General features: G+C 61.4%; 14 protein-coding genes and 1 pseudogene. 8 read left to right on the forward strand and 7 right to left on the reverse strand.

From position 1 onward, the window contains the following. Positions 1-45 precede the first annotated feature (45 nt). Positions 46-630: a TetR/AcrR family transcriptional regulator gene (locus tag NKI24_RS09670; RefSeq protein ID WP_352451959.1), complete on the forward strand. Its 585-nt coding sequence runs from the start codon at positions 46-48 to the stop codon at positions 628-630. Between the two features lie 12 nt (positions 631-642). Here the strand turns inward: NKI24_RS09670 and NKI24_RS09675 are convergent, their stop codons facing one another. After that, positions 643-1,692 (reverse strand): LacI family DNA-binding transcriptional regulator, encoded by a 1,050-nt coding sequence (locus NKI24_RS09675; protein ID WP_352744747.1) that lies wholly within the window; start codon positions 1,690-1,692, stop codon positions 643-645. Positions 1,693-1,838: 146 nt separating this feature from the next. On the opposite strand from NKI24_RS09675, the gene NKI24_RS09680 reads away from it, so the two are divergent. The 5 genes from NKI24_RS09680 (at position 1,839) to NKI24_RS09700 (ending at position 6,645) form a co-directional block, all read left to right on the forward strand. Continuing rightward, positions 1,839-2,879, forward strand: coding sequence for an ABC transporter substrate-binding protein (locus NKI24_RS09680; protein WP_352744749.1), 1,041 nt, complete (start codon positions 1,839-1,841; stop codon positions 2,877-2,879). A 125-nt stretch (positions 2,880-3,004) separates the two neighbouring features. After that, positions 3,005-4,042: an ABC transporter ATP-binding protein gene (locus tag NKI24_RS09685; RefSeq protein ID WP_352744840.1), complete on the forward strand. Its 1,038-nt coding sequence runs from the start codon at positions 3,005-3,007 to the stop codon at positions 4,040-4,042. Next, positions 4,039-4,926, forward strand: coding sequence for an ABC transporter permease (locus NKI24_RS09690; protein WP_352470333.1), 888 nt, complete (start codon positions 4,039-4,041; stop codon positions 4,924-4,926). Before NKI24_RS09685 ends, NKI24_RS09690 begins: the two co-directional genes overlap by 4 nt. A gap of 58 nt (positions 4,927-4,984) precedes the next feature. Then, entirely contained in the window at positions 4,985-5,710 is a 726-nt protein-coding gene (locus NKI24_RS09695) for an ABC transporter permease (protein ID WP_352744752.1), read from the forward strand. A gap of 14 nt (positions 5,711-5,724) precedes the next feature. After that, on the forward strand, positions 5,725-6,645 hold the full coding sequence (locus NKI24_RS09700) for a phosphorylase family protein (RefSeq protein ID WP_352744755.1): 921 nt from the start codon (positions 5,725-5,727) through the stop codon (positions 6,643-6,645). Between the two features lie 499 nt (positions 6,646-7,144). Here the strand turns inward: NKI24_RS09700 and NKI24_RS09705 are convergent, their stop codons facing one another. The 6 genes and pseudogenes from NKI24_RS09705 to NKI24_RS09735 all read right to left on the reverse strand — a co-directional run bounded on the left by NKI24_RS09705 (position 7,145) and on the right by NKI24_RS09735 (position 16,860). Further along, on the reverse strand, positions 7,145-7,627 hold the full coding sequence (locus NKI24_RS09705) for a GNAT family N-acetyltransferase (RefSeq protein ID WP_352726408.1): 483 nt from the start codon (positions 7,625-7,627) through the stop codon (positions 7,145-7,147). A gap of 187 nt (positions 7,628-7,814) precedes the next feature. Next, on the reverse strand, positions 7,815-9,551 hold the full coding sequence (locus NKI24_RS09710) for an adenylate/guanylate cyclase domain-containing protein (protein WP_352451966.1): 1,737 nt from the start codon (positions 9,549-9,551) through the stop codon (positions 7,815-7,817). Between the two features lie 1,317 nt (positions 9,552-10,868). Continuing rightward, positions 10,869-12,798, reverse strand: a pseudogene (locus NKI24_RS09720) (adenylate/guanylate cyclase domain-containing protein). 335 nt (positions 12,799-13,133) lie between these two features. Then, positions 13,134-14,159, reverse strand: a complete 1,026-nt coding sequence (locus NKI24_RS09725) for an aldose epimerase family protein (RefSeq protein WP_352451968.1) — start codon at positions 14,157-14,159, stop codon at positions 13,134-13,136. 81 nt (positions 14,160-14,240) lie between these two features. Beyond that, entirely contained in the window at positions 14,241-15,698 is a 1,458-nt protein-coding gene (locus NKI24_RS09730; protein WP_352744760.1) for an NAD-dependent succinate-semialdehyde dehydrogenase, read from the reverse strand. Between the two features lie 211 nt (positions 15,699-15,909). Beyond that, a complete protein-coding gene (locus NKI24_RS09735; protein ID WP_352451970.1) occupies positions 15,910-16,860 on the reverse strand; it encodes an AEC family transporter in 951 nt (316 codons plus the stop codon). Between the two features lie 149 nt (positions 16,861-17,009). On the opposite strand from NKI24_RS09735, the gene NKI24_RS09740 reads away from it, so the two are divergent. Both NKI24_RS09740 and NKI24_RS09745 read left to right on the forward strand, forming a co-directional pair. Beyond that, positions 17,010-18,218 carry a caspase family protein gene (locus NKI24_RS09740; protein WP_352451971.1) on the forward strand — a complete coding sequence of 403 codons (1,209 nt, stop codon included), beginning with the start codon at positions 17,010-17,012 and terminating at the stop codon, positions 18,216-18,218. Positions 18,219-18,248: 30 nt separating this feature from the next. Further along, on the forward strand, positions 18,249-20,018 hold the full coding sequence (locus NKI24_RS09745) for a tetratricopeptide repeat protein (RefSeq protein WP_352744764.1): 1,770 nt from the start codon (positions 18,249-18,251) through the stop codon (positions 20,016-20,018). Positions 20,019-20,098 lie beyond the last annotated feature (80 nt).

The raw sequence follows: 20,098 nt of genomic DNA on the forward strand, positions 1-20,098 counted from the left end.
TCAGATTATGAGCATAATGCAATAGCAGGACAGGAAAGAAAGACCATGCGCTACGAAAAGGGCCGAAAAGACGCGTCACGCAGCCGGATCATGGAGGTCGCCGCCGAACGTTTTCGATCTGACGGCATCGCGGCGTCCGGGCTGGCAACCATCATGAGCGACGCCGGGCTGACGAACGGCGCCTTCTATCCGCACTTCCAGTCGAAGGCGGAGCTCGTCCGTGAAAGCGTGGCGGCGGCCTTGGACGCGCAGTCGCATGAAGTGCAGGAAGCATTGGCCGCCGGCGGTCCGGAAATGGCCATAGAGACGTATCTATCGGCCGAGCACCGGGACAATCCTGGAAAGGGTTGCGCTTCGGCCGCGTTGTTGCCGGAAATCGCGCGGCAGCCGCCTGAAACGCGAGCCCTCTATGCCGAGCGCGCTCAATCCCTGGTGCGCCAGATAGCTGAAGCTCTGCCGCAGACGAACGATCCCGAGGGCGCTGCGTTGGGCATGTTTGCAACGCTCATCGGCGCGCTTCAACTCGCGCGCGCCGTGGAAGGAACGGAATTATCGGATCGTATCCTAGCGGCGGGAGCAGCTGCCGCAAAGGCGCTGATCCGGCCGGTTCAAGACGAGGTGGCCTCCTGAGGGCAGCCCGGACTATTCGGCCGGCTCGAATCTGCCTTGCACCAAGACTGTCTCCACCGGCCCAAGCGGATTGATGATCCGGCTCTCCAGGACTTCGATAAGTTTGCGTCCAACACCCGCCATATCCACGGAATGAACTCCGATCTTTGCCGGCAGGAAGCGTGCCAGCCGCGTGCTGTCACGGGTGACGATGTGGACGTCGCGGCCTGGTGTGAGACCCCGCTTGCCGAGAGCGTGCAACGCTCCCAGAAGGCCCAGTTCGTTGGCGCACGCCAAGCCCGTTGGCGGATCTGATGACGCCAGCAAGCGATCGAACCAGCCTGCGCTCGATTCCATGGTGAACATGCCATGACCGATCAACGATTGGTCGATCGGAATACCGGCCTCGGCCATTGCCCTTCCATACCCGGAAAGACGCATGGCACTCGTCTGGTCCTCCGGAACGAGAAGTTGCAGCGCAATGCGTCGACAGCCCTTATCCATGAGCCGCCGGGTCGCCTCGTAGGCAATCTGTTCATTGTCGACATCGACATAAGGATACGCGATATCCAGGTCGGTTCTTCCAAACGCAACGAACGGCATGCGTTTATCCAGCAGCAGCTTGACGCGCGGATCAGCCGACACCAGGCGCGTGATGATCAAGCCGTCTGCGCTGTGCGCCTGAAGCTGCCGCTGCACACTCTCAACGGGATCGTCGTCGGGAGTGGTGGAATAGATGGACAGACTATAACCGGCTTGCCGCGCCGCCAGCGTCATGCCTTCGATTAAAGGAAGCTTCAACAGATCGGACAGATGGTCTCGTGTTTCCATCGGGAGTACTGCCGTCAGCGTCTGCGTTCGACCGGTTTTGAGCGCGCGACCATGATGATTTGGTAAATAGCCGACCCGCTTAGCCGCCTCCTTGACGCGGGCTATGGTCGAGGGCTGCACTTCCGGTCCATCTTTCAGAGCGCGGGACACCGTGGTCACCGAGAGGGAAAGTTCCGCGGCGATCTGCTTTAGATTGGCCATTGTTCGCCCGACTTCATTTGCGAAAGCGCCGGCTGATTTGCTGACCGCCATAACGTTACCGAATTCGACATCCCGGTCAATCGAAACTCCCGTAGGAAGCAGCTTGACTCCAGCGCATTGAGATGCAATCGTAACGTTACGATTACATAATAATGGCTCTTTTGAGCGATGTTTGATAAAGTTGGGGAGGAGAACCTATGTCTTGGCTACGCATTTCCTTAACAGCATTCGCAATCTCGGCTGCCCTGCCCGTTCATGCGCAAACAGTCACCATCACGACCGCAGGTGGGGATTATGGTAACGCCATGAAGGAAGCCATGTGGGGGCCTGCTGCAAAAGAGCTTGGCTATGATGTCCGCGAGGAGACCCTAAGCGACGGCCTGGCCGCCTTGAAGATGCAGGTCACCTCGGGTGCGGTCACGACCGACGTCATTCACCTGGGTTCGCCGGAAGGTGCCCAGGCGGCCGCACAATCGCTGCTGGAGCCGCTCGACTACAAGATCATCGATCCGAAATCCGTGCCGGAGGGTGCGAAGTCCGACTACTGCTATGCGTTTGACTCCTATGGCACCGTCATGTCGTGGAACACCAAGACCTATGGCGAGAACCCGCCGAAGACGTGGGCGGAATTCTGGGATGTTGCCAAATTTTCTGGCCGTCGCGCGTTGCGCGCCAATGCGCAAGACTCGATCGAGATCGCGCTTCTCTCCGATGGCGTGGCACCGACGGACGTCTATTCCGTGCTCAGCACGCCGGAAGGGCTAGAGCGCGCCATCAAGCGGCTTGAAGCGATCAAACCAGATGTCGCCGTGTGGTGGACCTCGGGCGCCCAGTCCGCGCAGTTGCTGAAAGACGGTGAGGCGGATTTGGTCATTACCTGGAACGGACGCGCCCAAACCGTGAAAGCCGATGGCGGCGCGGCTGACTACACGTTCAAGGGTTCGGTCATCGGCACGGACTGTCTTGGGGTGCCGAAGGGAGCGCCGAACAAGGAAGCCGCGATGAAGCTCATCGCAGCGATGACGCAGCCCGCGCGGGTTGCCAAGCTGACCGATTTCATTGCCTACGGCCCAGTCAATCCTGCGGCATATAAGGGTGGCCTTATTCCCGAGGACCGTCTGAAGACCCTTGCGACAGCGCCTGAAAATGCTGGCACTTCGGTGTTTTCCAATTCAGAATGGTGGGTCAAGAATGGCGAGGCTGCCCAAAGAGCCTTCGATGAAATGATGGCTCGCTGACTCTCAGCTCTGACGCATGTCGCGCAAAAATGTGCAGCGCGACAACGACATGCATGAAAACAAGAACCTAAAGCGCGTCGCGTGAAGCCGGTCGAACGCGATGCGCTTCAAGGCTGGAGCACATGATGAAGTCGCTCGCGATCACCATCGAAAGCGTGCACAAGGCTTATGGGTCCTACGTCGCACTGGATGATGTTTCGCTCGACATTCAGGCTGGCGAATTCCTCACGCTGCTTGGACCATCGGGATCGGGCAAGACCACGTTACTCATGGCTCTGGCCGGTTTTGTCAGGCCGGATTCCGGTAAACTTTTCTTGGGCGATCGAGACATCACCCGCCTGCCGCCCAACAAACGAGACATCGGCATAGTATTCCAGAATTACGCCTTGTTTCCCCACATGAATGTCCTGGCGAACGTCGCGTATCCGCTGGTGCTGCGCAAGGTACCGAGAGCGGAGGCGCGTCAGCGGGCGCTTGATACCTTGGCCCGCGTGAAGCTGGATGGTCTGGCGGAGCGCAATATTGCCGCACTATCCGGCGGCCAACGTCAACGGGTGGCATTGGCGCGGGCTATCGTCTTCGAACCGCGCGTGATGTTGATGGACGAGCCGCTGTCGGCGCTCGACAAGAACCTGCGCGAGACCATGCAGTATGAGATCCGGCGTCTGCATGATCATCTACGGATCACCACAATCTATGTAACCCACGACCAGCGCGAAGCGCTGATTATGTCTGACCGGATTGCGGTGATGAATTCTGGCCGCATCCAGCAGATAGATACGCCGCAGCGGATTTATGATCGTCCATCGACCCGCTTCGTCGCGGAGTTCATGGGCGAGGCCAACATTGTGGCCCCGGGCTCAGCGCGCAGAATCGACGGCGCCGAAGCATCACGCGAAACCCTGATGATCCGCGCCGAAAGCTTCCATCTTGATGCGAAGCTCGTCGGGGGAGACGGAGTGGCTCTCGAAGGAATACTGCGCGCCAAAGCGTTCCGCGGCGAGAACTGGCTTTTGACGCTGGCGCTTGACGGCGGGCAAGAGGTTCTTGTCTGCATTCCGGCAGCGCTGGCCGGCGGCTGCGCCGAGCTTGCCGCCGGTCAGCGGATGACCGCATATGCACCAGCAGCGAAGATTCACGCGATACCGGGAGCGATGGCGTGACCGTCGTCCGGGACCCGGCGCTCGCGGCGGATGCGCGGCGCGAGCGGCGGTTTTTTCTTTCACTTTCGCTCCCGGCGCTGTTCATCGTTGGACTGGCGGCGATACTGCCCATCCTTTGGATCATCCGGCAATCCTTCCTGACCACCGGGGGTGAGTACACCGTCGGCAACTACGAGAAGGTCCTTTCGAGCGGACTGACGTGGTCGGCGCTCGTCACGACCCTCGAACTGTCCTTGGGTACGCTGGCGGGCTGCATTCTCCTCGGCACTCCTCTGGCGCTGGCGCTAGCCAGCGTCAGACCAAGGCTGGCCAACGTGCTCATGGCGTTCGTCATGCTGCCGCTGTGGACCTCTATTCTGGTGCGTACCTATGGTTGGCTCGTGCTCTTGCGGCGCGACGGCCTGATCAACGCGGCTTTGACCGGTTCAGGCCTGACGGCGGAGCCATTGCCGCTGGTCTACAACTTCACGGGAACGCTCATCGGCATGGTGCACTACATGCTGCCACTTTTTCTGCTGCCTGTTTATGCTGCGATGCGCGATATCGACCCAAATCTCATTCGCGCGGCTGCGAGCATGGGAGCCACTCTCAGGCAGGTCATCCGCACAGTCATTATGCCGCTTTCGGCGGGCGGCATCTTCTCGGGTTCGATCATCGTCCTCATCTACGCCATAGGTTTTTTCATCACGCCGGCGGTGCTTGGCGGCGGCAAGGTAAATCCGCTCTCTACCCGGATCGAGCGTACACTCTCGACCTTTCAGGACTGGGGGTCGGCAAGCGTCCTGGGCATTCTGCTCCTCGTTCTTATGGCGCTGATCGGCGTGATGTTGCTGGCGGCACGCCGTCTGGTTGCCCGGAACACCGTGGAAGCCTCCCATGCTTGAAGCCTATCCGCAAAACAGGCTCGCCCGCACTTTGCTCTGGAGCTTTGCCGCTCTTGTCATGGCATTTCTGATGCTGCCGACGCTCGTGGTGGTGCCGCTTTCCTTTTCGGCGTCGAATCTCCTCGAGTTTCCGCCGCACGCCTACTCATTGCGCTGGTACGAGAACTTCTTCGGCTCGGCAACGTGGATGGCCGCGCTCAGAACGAGTTTGATCCTTGGGACGTTGACGGCGTTGATCGCGGTGCCTTTCGCGCTGCTCGCCTGCATTTCAATGAATCGGCTGGGCGGAAAGACCGCTGCGGCCATCCAGAGCGTCCTGCTGACCCCCTCGATCACTCCAGGTATCCTGCTTGCGATCGGTCTCTTCTTTGTGTTGGCCGCACAACATCTGATCGGAACGCTATTCGGTGTGCTGGTCGGACATGTCGTGCTGGCCGTTCCGGTCGCCTGCATTGTGTTGCTACCCGCTCTCGCCCGCTTTGACTGGAACCAGGTTCAGGCGGCGCGCAGCCTCGGTGCAAACTGGGCCAGGTCCATTGGCGGAATCATCGTTCCGCAACTTCGGATCAGCTTGCTGTCGGCGACATTGATGGCGTTCCTGACTTCGCTCGACGAGTCCGTGATTTCGATCTTCATCGCAAGTGGTCGCAACAGCACGATGCCGAAGCTTATGTTCCTGTCGCTGCGCGATCAGATCGATCCGACCATTGCGGCGATCTCGACATTGTGGACCGTCATCGTCGTGGCTGTGGTCCTGATTGTGACCCTTCGCCAAAAATCCTGACCGAGACTGGAAACATGCCCACCAATTACCATGCAGCCGACGATCTGACGGATCATTCGACGGACATCCCTCAGGTAGGGTTGGCCATCATCACCGGGTCGGCAAACTGGGGGCTTGCCTTCCCGGAAGATGTCGAATTCGATGGTGTGCGCACCTTGCGGCGCGACATGAGTTTTGAAACACCTTTCGGTCGCACCGACAACTGGAAGCTGCTCGAGTTCGATGCGTCGATCACAGCCGAAGGGAGAGCAAAACGCGCGCTGTGCATGTATTCGCACGGCAATCCCCGCGACCGTATCGACCATTCCTGCCATCGCCGCGCGTTCTGGGTATTGATGCGGGCGGGTGTACGGCAAGTTCTCGCCTGCTCGACTGTAGGCGCCGTCAACAAGGCGATCCAGCCGGGCGACATGGTGGTGCCCGCCGATATCATCGAACTGACGCAGACCCCGTTTTCACTGCTTCCTGACCGTCAGAGCTTTGACTGTTCGGGCAAGCAAATCGTGTGTCCAAGATGTGCGGCGGTTCTGGTCGAAACGGCGCGCCGTCATTGGCCAGCCGAATGCCGCGTTTATGGCATCGAACAGCAGTTGGTGGCTGCCCATTGTTATGGGCCCCGGCTGACAACGCCTGCCGAAGCCTTGGCATATCGGGGCATGGGGGCCGATGTACTCAACCATTCCATAGCCCCTGAGGCGACCTTGTCGCGCGAGATCGGCGCGTGTTTCGTGCCTTGCGCGTTCGTGACGGCGGGCTTCAACGACTATATGGATCGCAATCGCCAGAAACTGCTGCAGGAGGACGTGTTGCCGAGCCTCTCCATGACTGCGTCGCGGGTCGCGCTGGAGACCGCCGCGCGACTTCCCGCTGATCCGGAATGCTCCTGTCACGGCTTGAAGTCGCCTCAGCCGAAAGAACGCTCCAGCCGGTTCTGAGACGACCTTGGTGCGCCGGATAGCTGAAGCTCTGCCACCGACCAAGAATCCCGAGGGCGCTGCATTGGGCGTGTTTGCGACGTTCGAAACGCTGAGGGCGGCGTTTGAGGATTAGGGTCAAAACTCAATCAGACTGGCTGCCGCCAATGGCCCAGATGGGCGGAACTTGCCGTTTGAATTAGTCGGCGGGAATGAGCACAGAGCGCCATTTGCTGACAATCATGGCCCTTCACCATTGCGGTCGTTCTCGCTACGACCTGATGCGGACCCGAAGCGGATGGTCGTTTGATCCGGTTAAACTCAACGCGCCACCCGACCACGTGCGCCATCTCGAGACGTTCGCGAAAACCTCCACGTCGGTCGCGACTCGACCATGGAGCGGAAGTACAGGCGAAGTACTGTTTCGTTCGAGATGGCCTGGTTCAATCTCCAGCATCCTCCTCCTGCCAAACTGGCCGGAGCGAATGCCGGCCGCGAGCGAGTGGCCTTTGAGCGTAGCTCAGAGCGTCTTGCTCATCATCAGGATCGGAACCGGAGCGCCGCCACGGTCATCGACGAATTTCTCGGCGGGCTGGTAGCCGCAGGCTCGATAGAGCGGCACTCCTGCCATCGTGGCTGCCAGATCGGCACGGCGGAAGCCCTCAGCCTTAGCGGCACGTTCACACAGCGAAAGGATAAGGCGACCGACGCCTCGCCGGACAAAGTCCGGATGCGTATACATGGCTCTGATACGCGCCGCGTCCGTGGTTGGATCAAGCAGTGCCGCGTTGCGTCCCGGTGACTGATCACCACCATACATGGTCGTGCGCCGGCTCCAGCCACCGCAGCCTGCCAGGACGCCCTCGTGCTCCACGACGAAATAGGTGCCATCATCGACAAGCTGCGTGTCCAGCCCCATGATTGCGCGGCTGGATCGGATCTGGTCATCGTCGAGAAACGGTTTCTGGAGTTCGGAGATCGCTGCATCCATGAGCGCAATCATGGAGGCGAGGTCCTCGCGTCGCGCTATCCGGTGCCGAAAGTCTTCACTGGCCATGTTCAAGCACACCATGAGGCGAAACAAACGCACGATATGGCGAATTTCGTTCCGTCAGAAGACCAAAATATTCGTTGCTGCGGCAGCCTTGGGACGCCTGTCGACAGCAGGCCGAAGGTATAACCAATGACAGTCATTCTGGCAGCCCCGCCATGCGATAACCTTCCACGATATGCCGGCGCACGTCTTCGGCTGGGAATGGCTGCGAATCCGACCAGTGCCGGATAGTGAAGTGCGGATTGCTTATCATGAACATTTTCGCCTCCCAGCGCGCTTCCTCCAAACGGCCAAGTTGCGCAAGGCTTGCTGCAAGCAGGCGTCGTGAAGTCGTGCGATAGGTTTCGGGCCTGCGCAGCGTTTGGATCGCCGATTCGTAGTCGCCCAGGGCATATTGGGCCTGGCCCAACATCCAGTAATACCAACCGGGCGGGTGAGGGTTGAGTCGCAGTGCCCTGCGGACCTGCTCTATGGCTTCGGCAGGTTGGCCCTTTTCCGTCGTCAACTCGGCCTGCATTGCCCAGGCGTCGGCGTGGTTGGGGTCCAACTCGTGGGCAGCATCGAATTCGGCATCCGATTCCACCCAGCGACTCTCATGTCCAAGTATGACGCCCAATACCCATCTGTTCCCGGCGTCGTTCGGGTCGAGTTCGACCGCCAGCTGTGCTTCGGCGAGCGCTCTTGCGCGGTTGGGGTCCATCGGTTCGTCCCAGAACTCCCAGCCCAGCCAGAGGTTGAGTGCCAGCCAACGGTGCGCCTCCGCGTATTCCGGGTCGAGCGCGATTGCCCGGTCTAGCAGCAAAATGGCCTCTTTCGCGGTGAGCGCGGTTTGCAAGCCAAGGGCCCGGGCACGCACACAGAGATCATAGGCCTCCAGGTTGCTCGGTCTGTTGCGCGCCGGCGCGGTGGTCAGGCGTCCAACCAGAGCCTCGACAATCTTGCCGGTCACCTCGTCCTGAACGGCGAAGATATCTTCTAGGCTCCGGTCGAATCTTTCGGCCCAAAGGTGGTCACCCGCGATCGCGTCGATCAGTTGGGCGTTGATACGCACCCGTCCAGCGGCCCGCCGTGCACTACCTTCAAGAAGATGGCGAACTCCCAGTTCTCGCGCGATGCGACGCACATCCACGTGCCTGCCTTTGTATGCAAATGCCGAGTTGCTGGCGATGACGAACAACTCGCTTGTCCTCGACAGATCCGTGATCAAGTCTTCGGTGAGGCCATCGACAAATGCCTCCTGCTCCGGATCATTGCTCATGTTCGTAAAGGGGAGGACGGCAATGGAGGGCTTGGCGGGGAGCTGCAGAGGCGCTTTCTCCGCGAACCCGCCATCGTCCGATGCGGTCGACAGCCGGATCCGGTAGACAGACACTGGTTCGGTGACGTTCTTGATCGCTTGCGGACCAAGTTCGTCGAAGCCGCAATCGAGCTTCCGCTTGACTTGGTCGTAGACGCTGCCGGACACACAGACGTCTCCTGCCCCGGCCATTGCCTGGAGCCGCACTGCGACAATGACGCCGTCGCCGAACAGATCGCCGTCCTCGACAACGACATCGCCCAGATTGATGCCGATATGCAGGTAGATTCTCCGGTCGGCGGTCACACCCTCGTTTGCGGCCGCCATCCGCTTCTGAAGGTCCACGGCGCATGACACGGCGTTCACCGCGCTTCCGAACTCGACCAGAACGCCATCACCCATCAGTTTCACAATACGGCCATGACGGTCGCGGACGAGTGGTTCGAGGATTTCCTTCCTCCTCCTCCTTAAAGCGGCCAACGTTCCTTGCTCGTCCTGGTCCAGAAGTCGACTGTAGCCCACCACGTCGGCAGCCAATATGGCGGCAAGGCGGCGTTGGGCGCGTTCTTCGGCCATTTCGCGTTGCTTTCATTGAAAGCAGAAAAGCGAATTTTATGCCGCCCATTTCAAAAGTCTATCAGGTTGACTTCGAGGCTCGATCGCCAAGCAGCTACATAGGGTGATCGCGCCTGTCGATTGTCCCCACTGGGGCCACGACTTGCGCTTGGGGCTCGTCTTGGAGAAGGTCAGCAAGGGGTCAGTGCCGAGTGCCGCGAATGTCGGCTATCGGGCAGTGAAATGGGCCGACGAAGGGCAGCTCAGGGTCAGATCGCGTCATGCGACGCTCGCAACTGATCGACTGCAAGGGTCGGAACTCGGTCGTCTTAGAGTGATTTGGGTTTTGGCGGCTAGAGCGACCCGGCATGAGGTGGTCCGGACTGTGAACGAGGGGGTCGGCAGAGCGCGTCTCATAGGGGGCCACAAGCCAGTGCCCCGCCGCCGACAAACACCGGCGGGCGGGTGCCTCGGGGACACGATGGTAGATTGCCAATGCGTTCGCGGGTGTGGCCTTAAGTCGCAAACTATTGGCTTCAGAAGCAGGGCGTCGGGCTTCATTGACGGTGCTACCAACACCATATAGTCCGTAGCCCTCCCAAACGAGAGAAGCTCGCCCCGACGGGTCGCACTGCGGCCGTCAGCCGGCAATTGCTGTGAACTAGGAAACCATCATGCCTGAAAATATCAGACTAACTTCGAGAGACGTCCCTCTCATTCAGCTAGGCCTCTATCAGTGCCGCTTCCCGGTGAGCGAAGACCCGTCAGTACCCGGCGGCTATCGTTTTTGTGCTGGGCCAACTTCGCCGGATCGCGTCTACTGCGATCACCACCACCACATTGTGACCGCCGTGGACCCTCGTCGAGCCCGTTCGGGTCTCCACCTCGCTCAACGACGCGCCGCGTAAGTCTGGCTGGCGGCGGCCTCCCGGCCAGGCGCTATGCGCTCCAATGGCTACGACCTTTCCGTCGGCTCGGTCTGGCCCATCCTCCCTTATGCCGTCTTCGCCGATGTCTCCCCCTTCGCCCGATTGAGAACGACGACTTCTCGCCGAAGCGATCGCTTCGGAATGCCGTCGTAGCCCGACCCGAAGCTCAGTGAGCTTTTGTAGAGGTCGAGGGTTCCAATCCAACGTCTGGACTCCACTGGAGTGCCTGCACTCGAGAGCGATTGGCTCTCCGGCAGCCGATAAGGACCCAAATTTAAGCGCCACTTGCCGCCATTCATCGTTTGGCCAGTGAACTGTCGCTTTCGATGCACAGCGGTCGTTCCTGGCAACGCGCGCCGTTCGCGCGCTGGCGAGCAGCGGCCCTCGCCTTTCTTTGCACAGGGGTGTTCTATGGCTGCCCGAGAGGCTTCGCCTCCCCCGTCTCGCATTCCGACAATCGCACAGGTTTGGCGAGTTTCGCCAGCGCCTCGGGCTTGGCGCAAGCCGGAAAGCCGGCGAGCGGCATTGTTTCAATAAACCGGCTGCGCTCTTTAGTGCTCAAGCCCACTTCATTAATCATGCTCTCGACGGTCAGGTCCGGGTACTGCTTGAGAGTTTCCCTAACCGAAGCATTCGCCTCATCCATTCGACCCAGAGCCGCAAGGGAGCTGCTAAGCACCACCCACTTCCACTTGTCGTAGTTGTTAGGCGTCATGCGCTCCAGCATCTTCAACGCGTCCTCATATCGGCCGGCCATAAAATAGGCAGGGGCGAAGAAGTTGGACGTCCACATCGGGTAGTTCGGGTCGAGCCGCATTACTTGGTCGACCATCTGAGCGCCGCGTTCGGGTTCATTGAAGGCGTGCCGCAAAGCCGGTATAGAATGTCAGGATTTCGGACGAACCGGGAGCTAGACGAAGGGCCGTGTCCAGCTCAGCCTTGGCGCGGGCGTTGTCGCCCTTCTGGCTGAGGCTCATACCAAACACGGCGTGTGCCTCAGCGTCACTTGGATCGAGCCGCACCGCGCGTTCGGCCACATCGGCAGCCGCCTTGATCTCGCTCTCGGGATTGATACCGAAGCCAGCCAATATACCATGAGCATGATAAAGTTCTACCCAGGCCCGGGCCAGCCCGGGGTCCAGCTCAACGGCGCGGTTGAGAAGCGCGATGGCCTCCTCCTCATCCGCTATGGTGATCTTTTCAATCTTCTCGGTCCCGAGCAGATAATAATCATAAGCATTCAGGTTTTCAGGTCGTTTACGTTTGGCCGCGGCCCGCCCGGCCGCCTGAATCAACCCTACGCCGCCGCCCAGACGGTTGGTGACTTGCTCTGCGATCTCGGTCTGGACGGCGAAAACGTCCTCAGCAGGCCGGTCCCAACGATCCGACCAAAGATGGTTGCCGGTTTGTGCATCGATCAACTGCGCGGTGACCCGCACCCGCCCATTTTGCCGCTGGATAGAGCCTTCTAGTACGAAGCCGACATGGAGCGCACTTGCTACCTGGCGGGCATCCACCGGCTTGCCTTTGTAAACTTCCGTCGAATTCCGGGCCACGACCTCAAGTTCGGGAAACCGCGCGAGGTCGGTTATGATATCCTCAGTCAAGCCATCGGCCAAACGCCCGGTGGCCTCGTCGCCGCCATAATTATTGAAGGGCAGCACCGCGACCGATGGCTTGGCCCCCAGCGGCGCGGGCTGAAAGAACCACCAGGTCCCTCCACCCGCCAGAGCCAGCACGACGATGGCCGCTGCAGTCGTCCTGGTCCAGCGCGGCATCGCCTTGCGTAAGGTCCAACGCACCCGCTTGCCATCGAGCCTCAGTCGGTACATCCGCACGGGGCGGCTGATGTTCTTGACCTGCTGCTCGCCGGCGAAATCGAGGGGCAAATCAAGCTTGCCCTGCAGATGGTCAAAGGCCGTGCCCGATACGATCACGCCGCCCGGCTCAGCGAGTTGCTGCAACCGCGCGGCGACATTGACGCCGTCGCCATAGACATCGCCGTCAACCAGCGCAACGTCGCCCAGATTGACCCCGATGCGGAACACGATGCGCTCAGGCTCTGGCAGACCTTCATTGCGCGCGGCCGCCGCGCTTTGGATTTCCGCTGCGCAGGCGACTGCGTCGACCACGCTTTCGAAGGCGACAAGCGCGCCATCGCCCATCAACTTGACGACGCGGCCATGGTGCTGGGAGATGGCGGGGTCGAACACCTCGGAACGAACGGTTTTCAATCGCTCAATGGTTCCGGCCTCATCGGCCTCCATCGCTTTCGAGTAGCCAACCATATCGGCCGCCAGGATCGCCAGCAGCTTCCGATTGAGAGGGGGAACCGCCATATGCGCCTCTTTATGGCACAACCCTACACCCATGGAAGCGTCGGAGCCAGAACGCGCCGTTGGCCGCGCGGTGAATGACCGCTCGTCAGCCGTTCCTGACTTTCGACCGGGTGCGGATGAACGTCTTCAACGGGTCAACTTGCGTCGTCAGGGCTCTCGGCGTCAAAGGTCCGAGAGGGTTCGAAGTCGGTCGTTCAGAGTGATTGCGTTTTGACTCCAGAGCGCCGCGCGTCATTGGACGCGCAAAGGACGCTATAACACTTTGAATTTTGCATGATCCTTTCCGAACCGGAGGTCAGCGCAGCAAAACCATGCCGGTTTCCGGGGGTCATGCCCTAAGGCAGCCTGAACCGGTATTCCGTCACGTGATGGTAGATCTGGCCCGGCCACAGCGTTGCTTGCGGGAAATAGGGCCGGTTGGGCGCATCCGGCCAGATTTGCGGCTCCAGGCAAAAGCCCGAAAACGCCTTGTATTGACGCCCGCCCAGTCCAGGCGAGGACGGTGCCAGATACTGGCCGGTATAGAGCTGGACGCCCGGCTCGGTGGTCCAGAGTTCCATCTCGACGCCGGAATTCGCGCCTTGCGCCCACGACGCCTGCTTCAGCGGCCCACGCGTCGAGGCGAGGCAGAAATTCTGGTCGTAAGGGAGCTGCTCGCCCTCGGTCTCCATGCGCAGCGGCCGCGCCTGGCGAAAATCGAAAGGTGTGCCGTCAACCGGCTTGACCGTGCCTGTCGGGATCAGATCGGCGTCGACAGGAAGATAAGCGCCGGCATTCAGCATCAGCCGGTGGTCGAGAATGTCGCCGGCGCCGCCGTCGTCCAGGTTGAAATAGGAATGCTGGGTGAGGTTGCAGAGCGTCGGCTCCTCGCAGGTGGCGGTCAGTTCGACGCTGAGCGTGCCGGGGATCTTCAGCCGGTAGGTGCAGGTCACGTCGAGCGCGCCGGGAAAGCCCATCGTGCCGTCCGGGTCGTGCAATGTCAGCGTGACAAAATCCCTGCCATGCAGCGAAACCGCCCAGGCACGGCGCGAAAAACCTTGCGAACCGCCATGCAGCGTGTGCTTTTCGAGGAAATTGCGCTCGGTCTGGTAGCGTTTGCCGGCAAGCGTGAAGCGGCCGTCGCGGATACGGTTGGCATAGCGCCCGACGACAGTGCCGAAGAAGGCGGTATCCGTCTCATAGTGCTCGAAACGATCATAGCCGAGCACCAGCGGTGCGTCGTGCCCGGCCAGGTGCAGATCCTGGATGATCGCACCCAGGCCGATGATGTTGGCGGTGAGGCCGCCGCCACGAATGGTGAAACGGCGGACTTCCTCGCCCGCCTGCGTCGTGCCGAAAACCTCGCCGTCCTTCATCGCCATGCTCGCAAGTTCGTTGCTCGACGCCAGCCCGGCCTTTCGAAGCGGCTCAGGGTTCTTTTTCGGTATTACCGCATGAGGCTTCTAGAGACCAAGTCCGCCGATGCAGACATATTTGGTGTCGAGATAGTCCTCGATGCCCTGATGGCCGCCTTCCTTGCCGAGGCCCGATTCCTTGACGCCGCCGAACGGCGCTTCAGGGGTAGTGATGAGCCCTTCATTGACGCCGACCATGCCGTATTTGAGCCCTTCCATGACCCGGAAGGCGCGGCCGAGATCGCCGGTGTAGAAGTAGCAGGCCAGGCCGAACTCGGTGTCGTTGGCGAGTGCTACGGCCTCTTCCTCGGTCTCGAACTTGAATACCGGCGCTACCGGGCCAAAGATCTCTTCCTTCATGAAGCGCATCCTCGGCGTCGCATTGGCGATCACCGTCGGCTGGAAGAACGAGCCGCCGAGCGCGTGGCGCTTGCCGCCGGCGACGACCTTGCCGCCCTTGGCGGTAGCGTCGGCAATCAACTCCTCGACCTTCTCCACCGCCTTTTCGTCGATCAGCGGCCCCTGCTGGACGCCGTCTTCGAGGCCGGAACCGACCTTCAGCCCGTTGCTCGCAGCAGCCAACTTTTCGACAAACTGGTCGTAGATGCCGGCCTGCACCAGGAAGCGGTTGGTGCAGACGCAGGTCTGGCCGGAATTGCGGTACTTGGCGGTGATGGCGCCGGCGACGGCCCGCTCGATGTCGGCGTCGTCGAAGACGATGAACGGCGCATTGCCACCGAGCTCCATCGACACTTTCTTGACGGTCACCGACGACTTCTGGATCAGGATCTTGCCGACCTCCGTCGAGCCGGTGAAGGTGATCTTCTTGACCAGCGGGTTGGCACAGATCTCGTCGCCGATCTCACCGGCAGCGCCGGTCAGGATATTGATTACGCCTTTGGGGAAGCCGACTTCCTCGGCAAGCGCGCCCCAGGCAAGGCCGGAATAAGGCGTCTGCGACGCCGGCTTGACCACGGCGGTACAGCCGGCGGCAAGTGCTGGGCCGAGCTTGCGGGCCAGCATCGAGGACGGGAAATTCCATGGCGTGATGGCGGCGATGACGCCGACCGGTTCCTTGGTCACCAGGATACGGCGGTCCGCCCAGGGCGACGGCACGACGTCGCCATAGGTGCGGCGGCCTTCTTCGGCGAACCACAATATGTAGGACGCGGCCGAGCCGATCTCGCCCTTCGATTCGAACAGCGACTTGCCCTGTTCGATGGTCAGCAGTTCGGCCAGCACGTCCTGATTGTCCATCATCGCGTCGTGCAGCTTGCGCAACAGCTTCGAGCGTTCGAGCGCGGTGGTCTTGCGCCATGTCTGGAAGGCCGCGTCGGCGGCTTCGATGGCGCGGCGGGTCTCGGCCTTGCCCGACTTCGGCACGGTGCCGATCTTGAGGCCGGTGGCAGGATTGTTGACGTCGACCGTCTGGCCTGAATCGGCCTGCACCCATTCGCCATTGATGAGATTGGCCTGCCGCATGAAATGGCTGGTTTTCTGAAGCATGATCTCGCCTCCGTTCGGCACCTGGCGGGCCGGTCGCTGATTTCGTGAATGGACGTGCGCGATAGCATCGCTAGAGCCACTGCTCTTAGCCCAGGGCAAGCCCCGCAAGCAATCACAAGATGGCATATAGGGTTTGGGCCAGCCAAAGCGAGAGGCGATGCAGCCGGGTTCTCATCCAAAAACCCGGGCTCTTATCCAAAAACCCGAGTTCTTATCCAAAAACATGGACGACCACTGTTAGCCAAAACGCAGTGGTCACGACCGCACAGGCGGTGGCGATGGTCATCTGGTTCGACGCCAGCGCCTGGCCGGTGTTGAACTGCACCGCGATGAGATAGGAATTGATGCCGGACGGCAACGCCGCAACCATGACCGCCACCTTGGCCGTCAATGGCGGCAGGCCGATCAGCCAGACCAGGCCGAGAACCAGCGCCGGCATTAGGAACAGTTTCAGCGCCGACAGCGCCAGCGCCGGCCTTACATTGCCGGAAATGCCGAAACGGCGCAGGCTGAGCCCCATGGCGAACAGCGCCACCGGGGCGGCCGTGCCGGCCAGCGCGTCGCTCAGCCGCGTCGCAAGCACCGGCAGCGGCGCACCGGTGAAGCGCCACGCCAGCCCGGCCAGTATGCCTATGATCAGCGGATTGATGAATACCCGCCTGAGAAAGCTCCTGACGACGCGGAGCGGATGCACAGGCTCGCTGCCGCCGCGGCCGAACATCTCGAAAAGGATGATCGAGGCCATCATCATCACTGGCAGGTGAATGGAGACGAGCAGTGACAGCACTTCGAACCCGGCCGGCCCGAACACGCCGATGATGAAGGGCGCGCCGAGCAGGACGACGTTGGAGTAGGACGACGATACGCCGCCGACGACGCCGGCGCGGGCGTCTCGTCCGAAAATGCGCGTAATAACCAGATGGCCGGTGGCCCAGGTGAGCGCGACCGCCGCGAAATAAGCGCCCCATAGCGACCACGGCGCCACGCCGTGGAAATCGGCCTTTACCATGGTCTGGAACAGCAAAAGCGGCATTGCCACGTTGATGGCGAATTCGGATACGCCCTCGCCGCTCGCCGGCTTCAAATAGCCGGTCAACCCGGCAAGATAGCCGAGCCCGACGAGACTGAAGACGAAGAGGACGGTTTCGGTAAGCGGAGACATTTTTCCCGTGATAGGCGAGCCCCGGCGGCGGCGCAATCGCCCTTCCCTCGCGAATGTACCGGCCAACAATCCGGCCGCTCGGATCTTGCCCGAATTTGCTCATGGTTGGATGCCGGCGCTATACAGAGTTGTCGGGGGACACGCGGCGAATGGGCCTTGTCGGAAATCAGCACTTCTTCAAGCAGGCGTGGCTGACGGTTTTCGTCGCCGCCCTGCTCTGCCTGGTCACGACCTTGCTTCGCGCGGAGCCGGCGAGCCTCAAGGGCGTGGCGCTGATTGTCGGCCAGTCGAAATACCAGCACATAGCGGCTCTTCCCAACCCCGCCAACGACGCCCGCGACATCACCAAGATGCTGACCGATCTCGGCTTCGACGCGCGCAGCGTCACCGACCGCGACACGGCAAAGCTGAAGCGCGACCTCGAGCGTTTCGCCGAGGATGCAGAGGACGCCGACGTCGCCTTGATCTACTATTCCGGCCACGGCATCGAGGCCGGCGGCGACAACTATCTGGTGCCGGTCGACGCCGACGTTTCTTCATTGAAGGACGCCGATCAGGCCCTGGTGCCGATCTCCGCCGTCATGGACGAATTGAACACGACCGTGCCGGTAACGATCATGCTGCTCGATGCCTGCCGCACCAACCCGTTTCCGGCGGATGCGGTGCTGCGCCGGGCGCCGACGGCCTCGGCCTCGCCGATTGGCGCCGGCGGCCTGGAGCCGGTGCGCGGCGCCAGGGCACTGGCAAACGCGACCGCGACGGAAAATCTCGGAACGGTGATCGGCTTTGCCGCCGAGCCGGGGCGGCCGGCACTCGATGGCATCGTCGGCGAAAACAGCCCCTACGCAGCGGCACTTCTGCGCCATCTCGCGGCGATGAAGGGCACCGAATTCGGCTCGGTCATGCGCATGGTGACAGAGGAGGTCTATCTCGACACCAAGGCCAAGCAGCGGCCATGGGTCAATGAAAGCCTGCGCCGGCTGCTCTACTTCGGCGCAGCACCGCAGGAACCGACCGGCGACGACGGCCTGATCACCGGCGAGCGGCGGCAATTGCTGCTGACGATCGCCGAGTTGCCTGACCCCAAGCGGGCACAGGTCGAACTGGCCTCGCTGCAGGACGGCGTGCCGCTCGACGCGCTTTATGGCGTGTTGAAGGCGCTCGGCACCGAAAAGATGCCGGAGGACCCCACCGACCTGCAAAAGCTGCTCGACGCCCAGGCCGAGCGCCTGAAGAAGATGATCTCCGAGCGCGACGCGCTGCGCACCGACGACCCCGAGATCAGCCGCCTCGTCGCCTCGGCCGACAAGGCGATCGGCCAGGGCGCCATCGTCACCGCGCGCAACTTCCTCGACTAGGCGGTGGGCCGGGTCGAGCAGGCCAGCGGCGTGGTCGATCGGGCAGAGGATCTGGTCAGGCAGAAGCGTCTTGCCGACGCGGCGATCTATGCCAGGCGCGCCGACGCTTCGGCGCTGGTCTTCGACTATCTGTCGGCCGCCAACGATTACGGCAAGGCCTTCTCGCTGGTCGAGAAATGGGACGACAGGCTGCGCTGGAACTACAAGAACCAGGAGGCGGAAGCGCTTAACGCGCATGGCAACGCCACCGGCGACAGGCAAGCGCTGCAGCATGCCATCGACGCCTACCGCGTCATCCTGAAGTTCATCCCCAATGGCGAGCAGAACCGCGATTGGGCGATCACCCGCAACAACATGGCGGTGGTGCTGCAGACGATCGGCGAGCGCGAGCGCGAAACCGACCGGCTGGAAGAGGCAGCGAAAATCTTTCGCATTTCGCTTGCCGTGTTCGAGCGCGAGAAGGACGACATCAACTGGGCCGCGGCCCAGAACAACCTGGCCAATGTGCTGTTGAAGATCGGCGAACGCGAGAGCGACCCGAAACGCTTGAACGAGGCGGTGGTGGCGATGCGCGCCACGCTGGAGAAGCGGCCGCGCGACAAAGTCCCGCTGGACTGGGCCGCCTCGCAAAGCAACCTTGGCCTTGCGCTTTACGCGCTTTCGGAGCGCGAACCGGGCGGCGAGCGCCTGACCGAGGCCGAGGCCGCCTACCGGCTGGCGCTTGAAGAATACACGCGCGAAAAAGCCCCCGTTCAGTGGGCGATGGTCCAGAACAATCTCGGCAATACCCTGGTGTCTCTCGGCACGCAACGCAACGACAAGGCAAAAATCGACGAGGCAGCCGCGGCATTCCGCGCCGCGCTCGAAATCCGCACCCGCGACACCTTCCCGCTCTCCTGGGCGAGCAGCCGTCTCAATCTTGGTAACGCGCTGAGCAGTGCTGCCCGTTTCGACCTCGGCACCGGCCTGCTCGAAGAGGCGGCTGCCGCCTATGGCGACGCGCTGACCATATTCACACGCCAGCGTTTTCCGACGGATTGGGCTTCAGCGGAGAACAATCTCGGCTCGATCTACCAGACGCTCGGCCAGCGCACGCGCGATCCTGCCAGGCTTGAGCAATCGGCCGCTGCATACCGGGCGGCACGGCGCGTCTATGCCAAAAAGGAGTTTCCGCTCGACTGGGCGATGACCCACTACAATCTCGGCAACACGCTGCAACTGCTCGGCGGCGTGACCGACAAGCCGGTGCATTACGAGGAGGCGATCGAGGCCTATCGCGATGCGCTGCGCGAATACAAGCGCGAGACGACGCCGCGGCAATGGGCACTGGCGCAGGCCGGTCTAGGCTCGGCGCTGCAATGGCTGAGCATGAGCGAGGCCGATCCCGGCAAACTGGCCGCATCGATCGCCGCGCGCCGGGCAGCGCTGGAGGTACTGACCTTCGAGACCTCGCCCGTCGACTGGGCAAACGCGCAGAACGGCATCGGCATGAGCCTGATCAATCTCGGCAATCTCGAACGCACCGGCAAATATCTGGATGAAGCCGAAGCTGCCTTCGAGGCAACGCTCAATGTCTTCACCCGCGAAAGCCAGCCGATGCAATGGGCCTTCGAACAGAACAATCTCGGCGACGTCCACTGGAACCGCGGCAGCTATGGCGGCGGCAATGCCGAATACCAAAAGGCGATCGAATTCTTCGAGAACGCCAAGCAAGGCTTTACCGAAGCCGGCTACACACTCCCCATCCCGCTGACCGACCGCAAGATCGATCTGGTGAAGAAGCAGATAGCGAAGAAATAGGCGTCTCGGCCGCAGGTTGCACTCGGCTTGTCTTTCAGCCGGCTTTGCCATCCCTATATGCCGGTCACCGGGGCCCGCCT

Source organism: Mesorhizobium sp. M0701 (genome assembly GCF_040320365.1).
GTDB lineage: Bacteria > Pseudomonadota > Alphaproteobacteria > Rhizobiales > Rhizobiaceae > Mesorhizobium.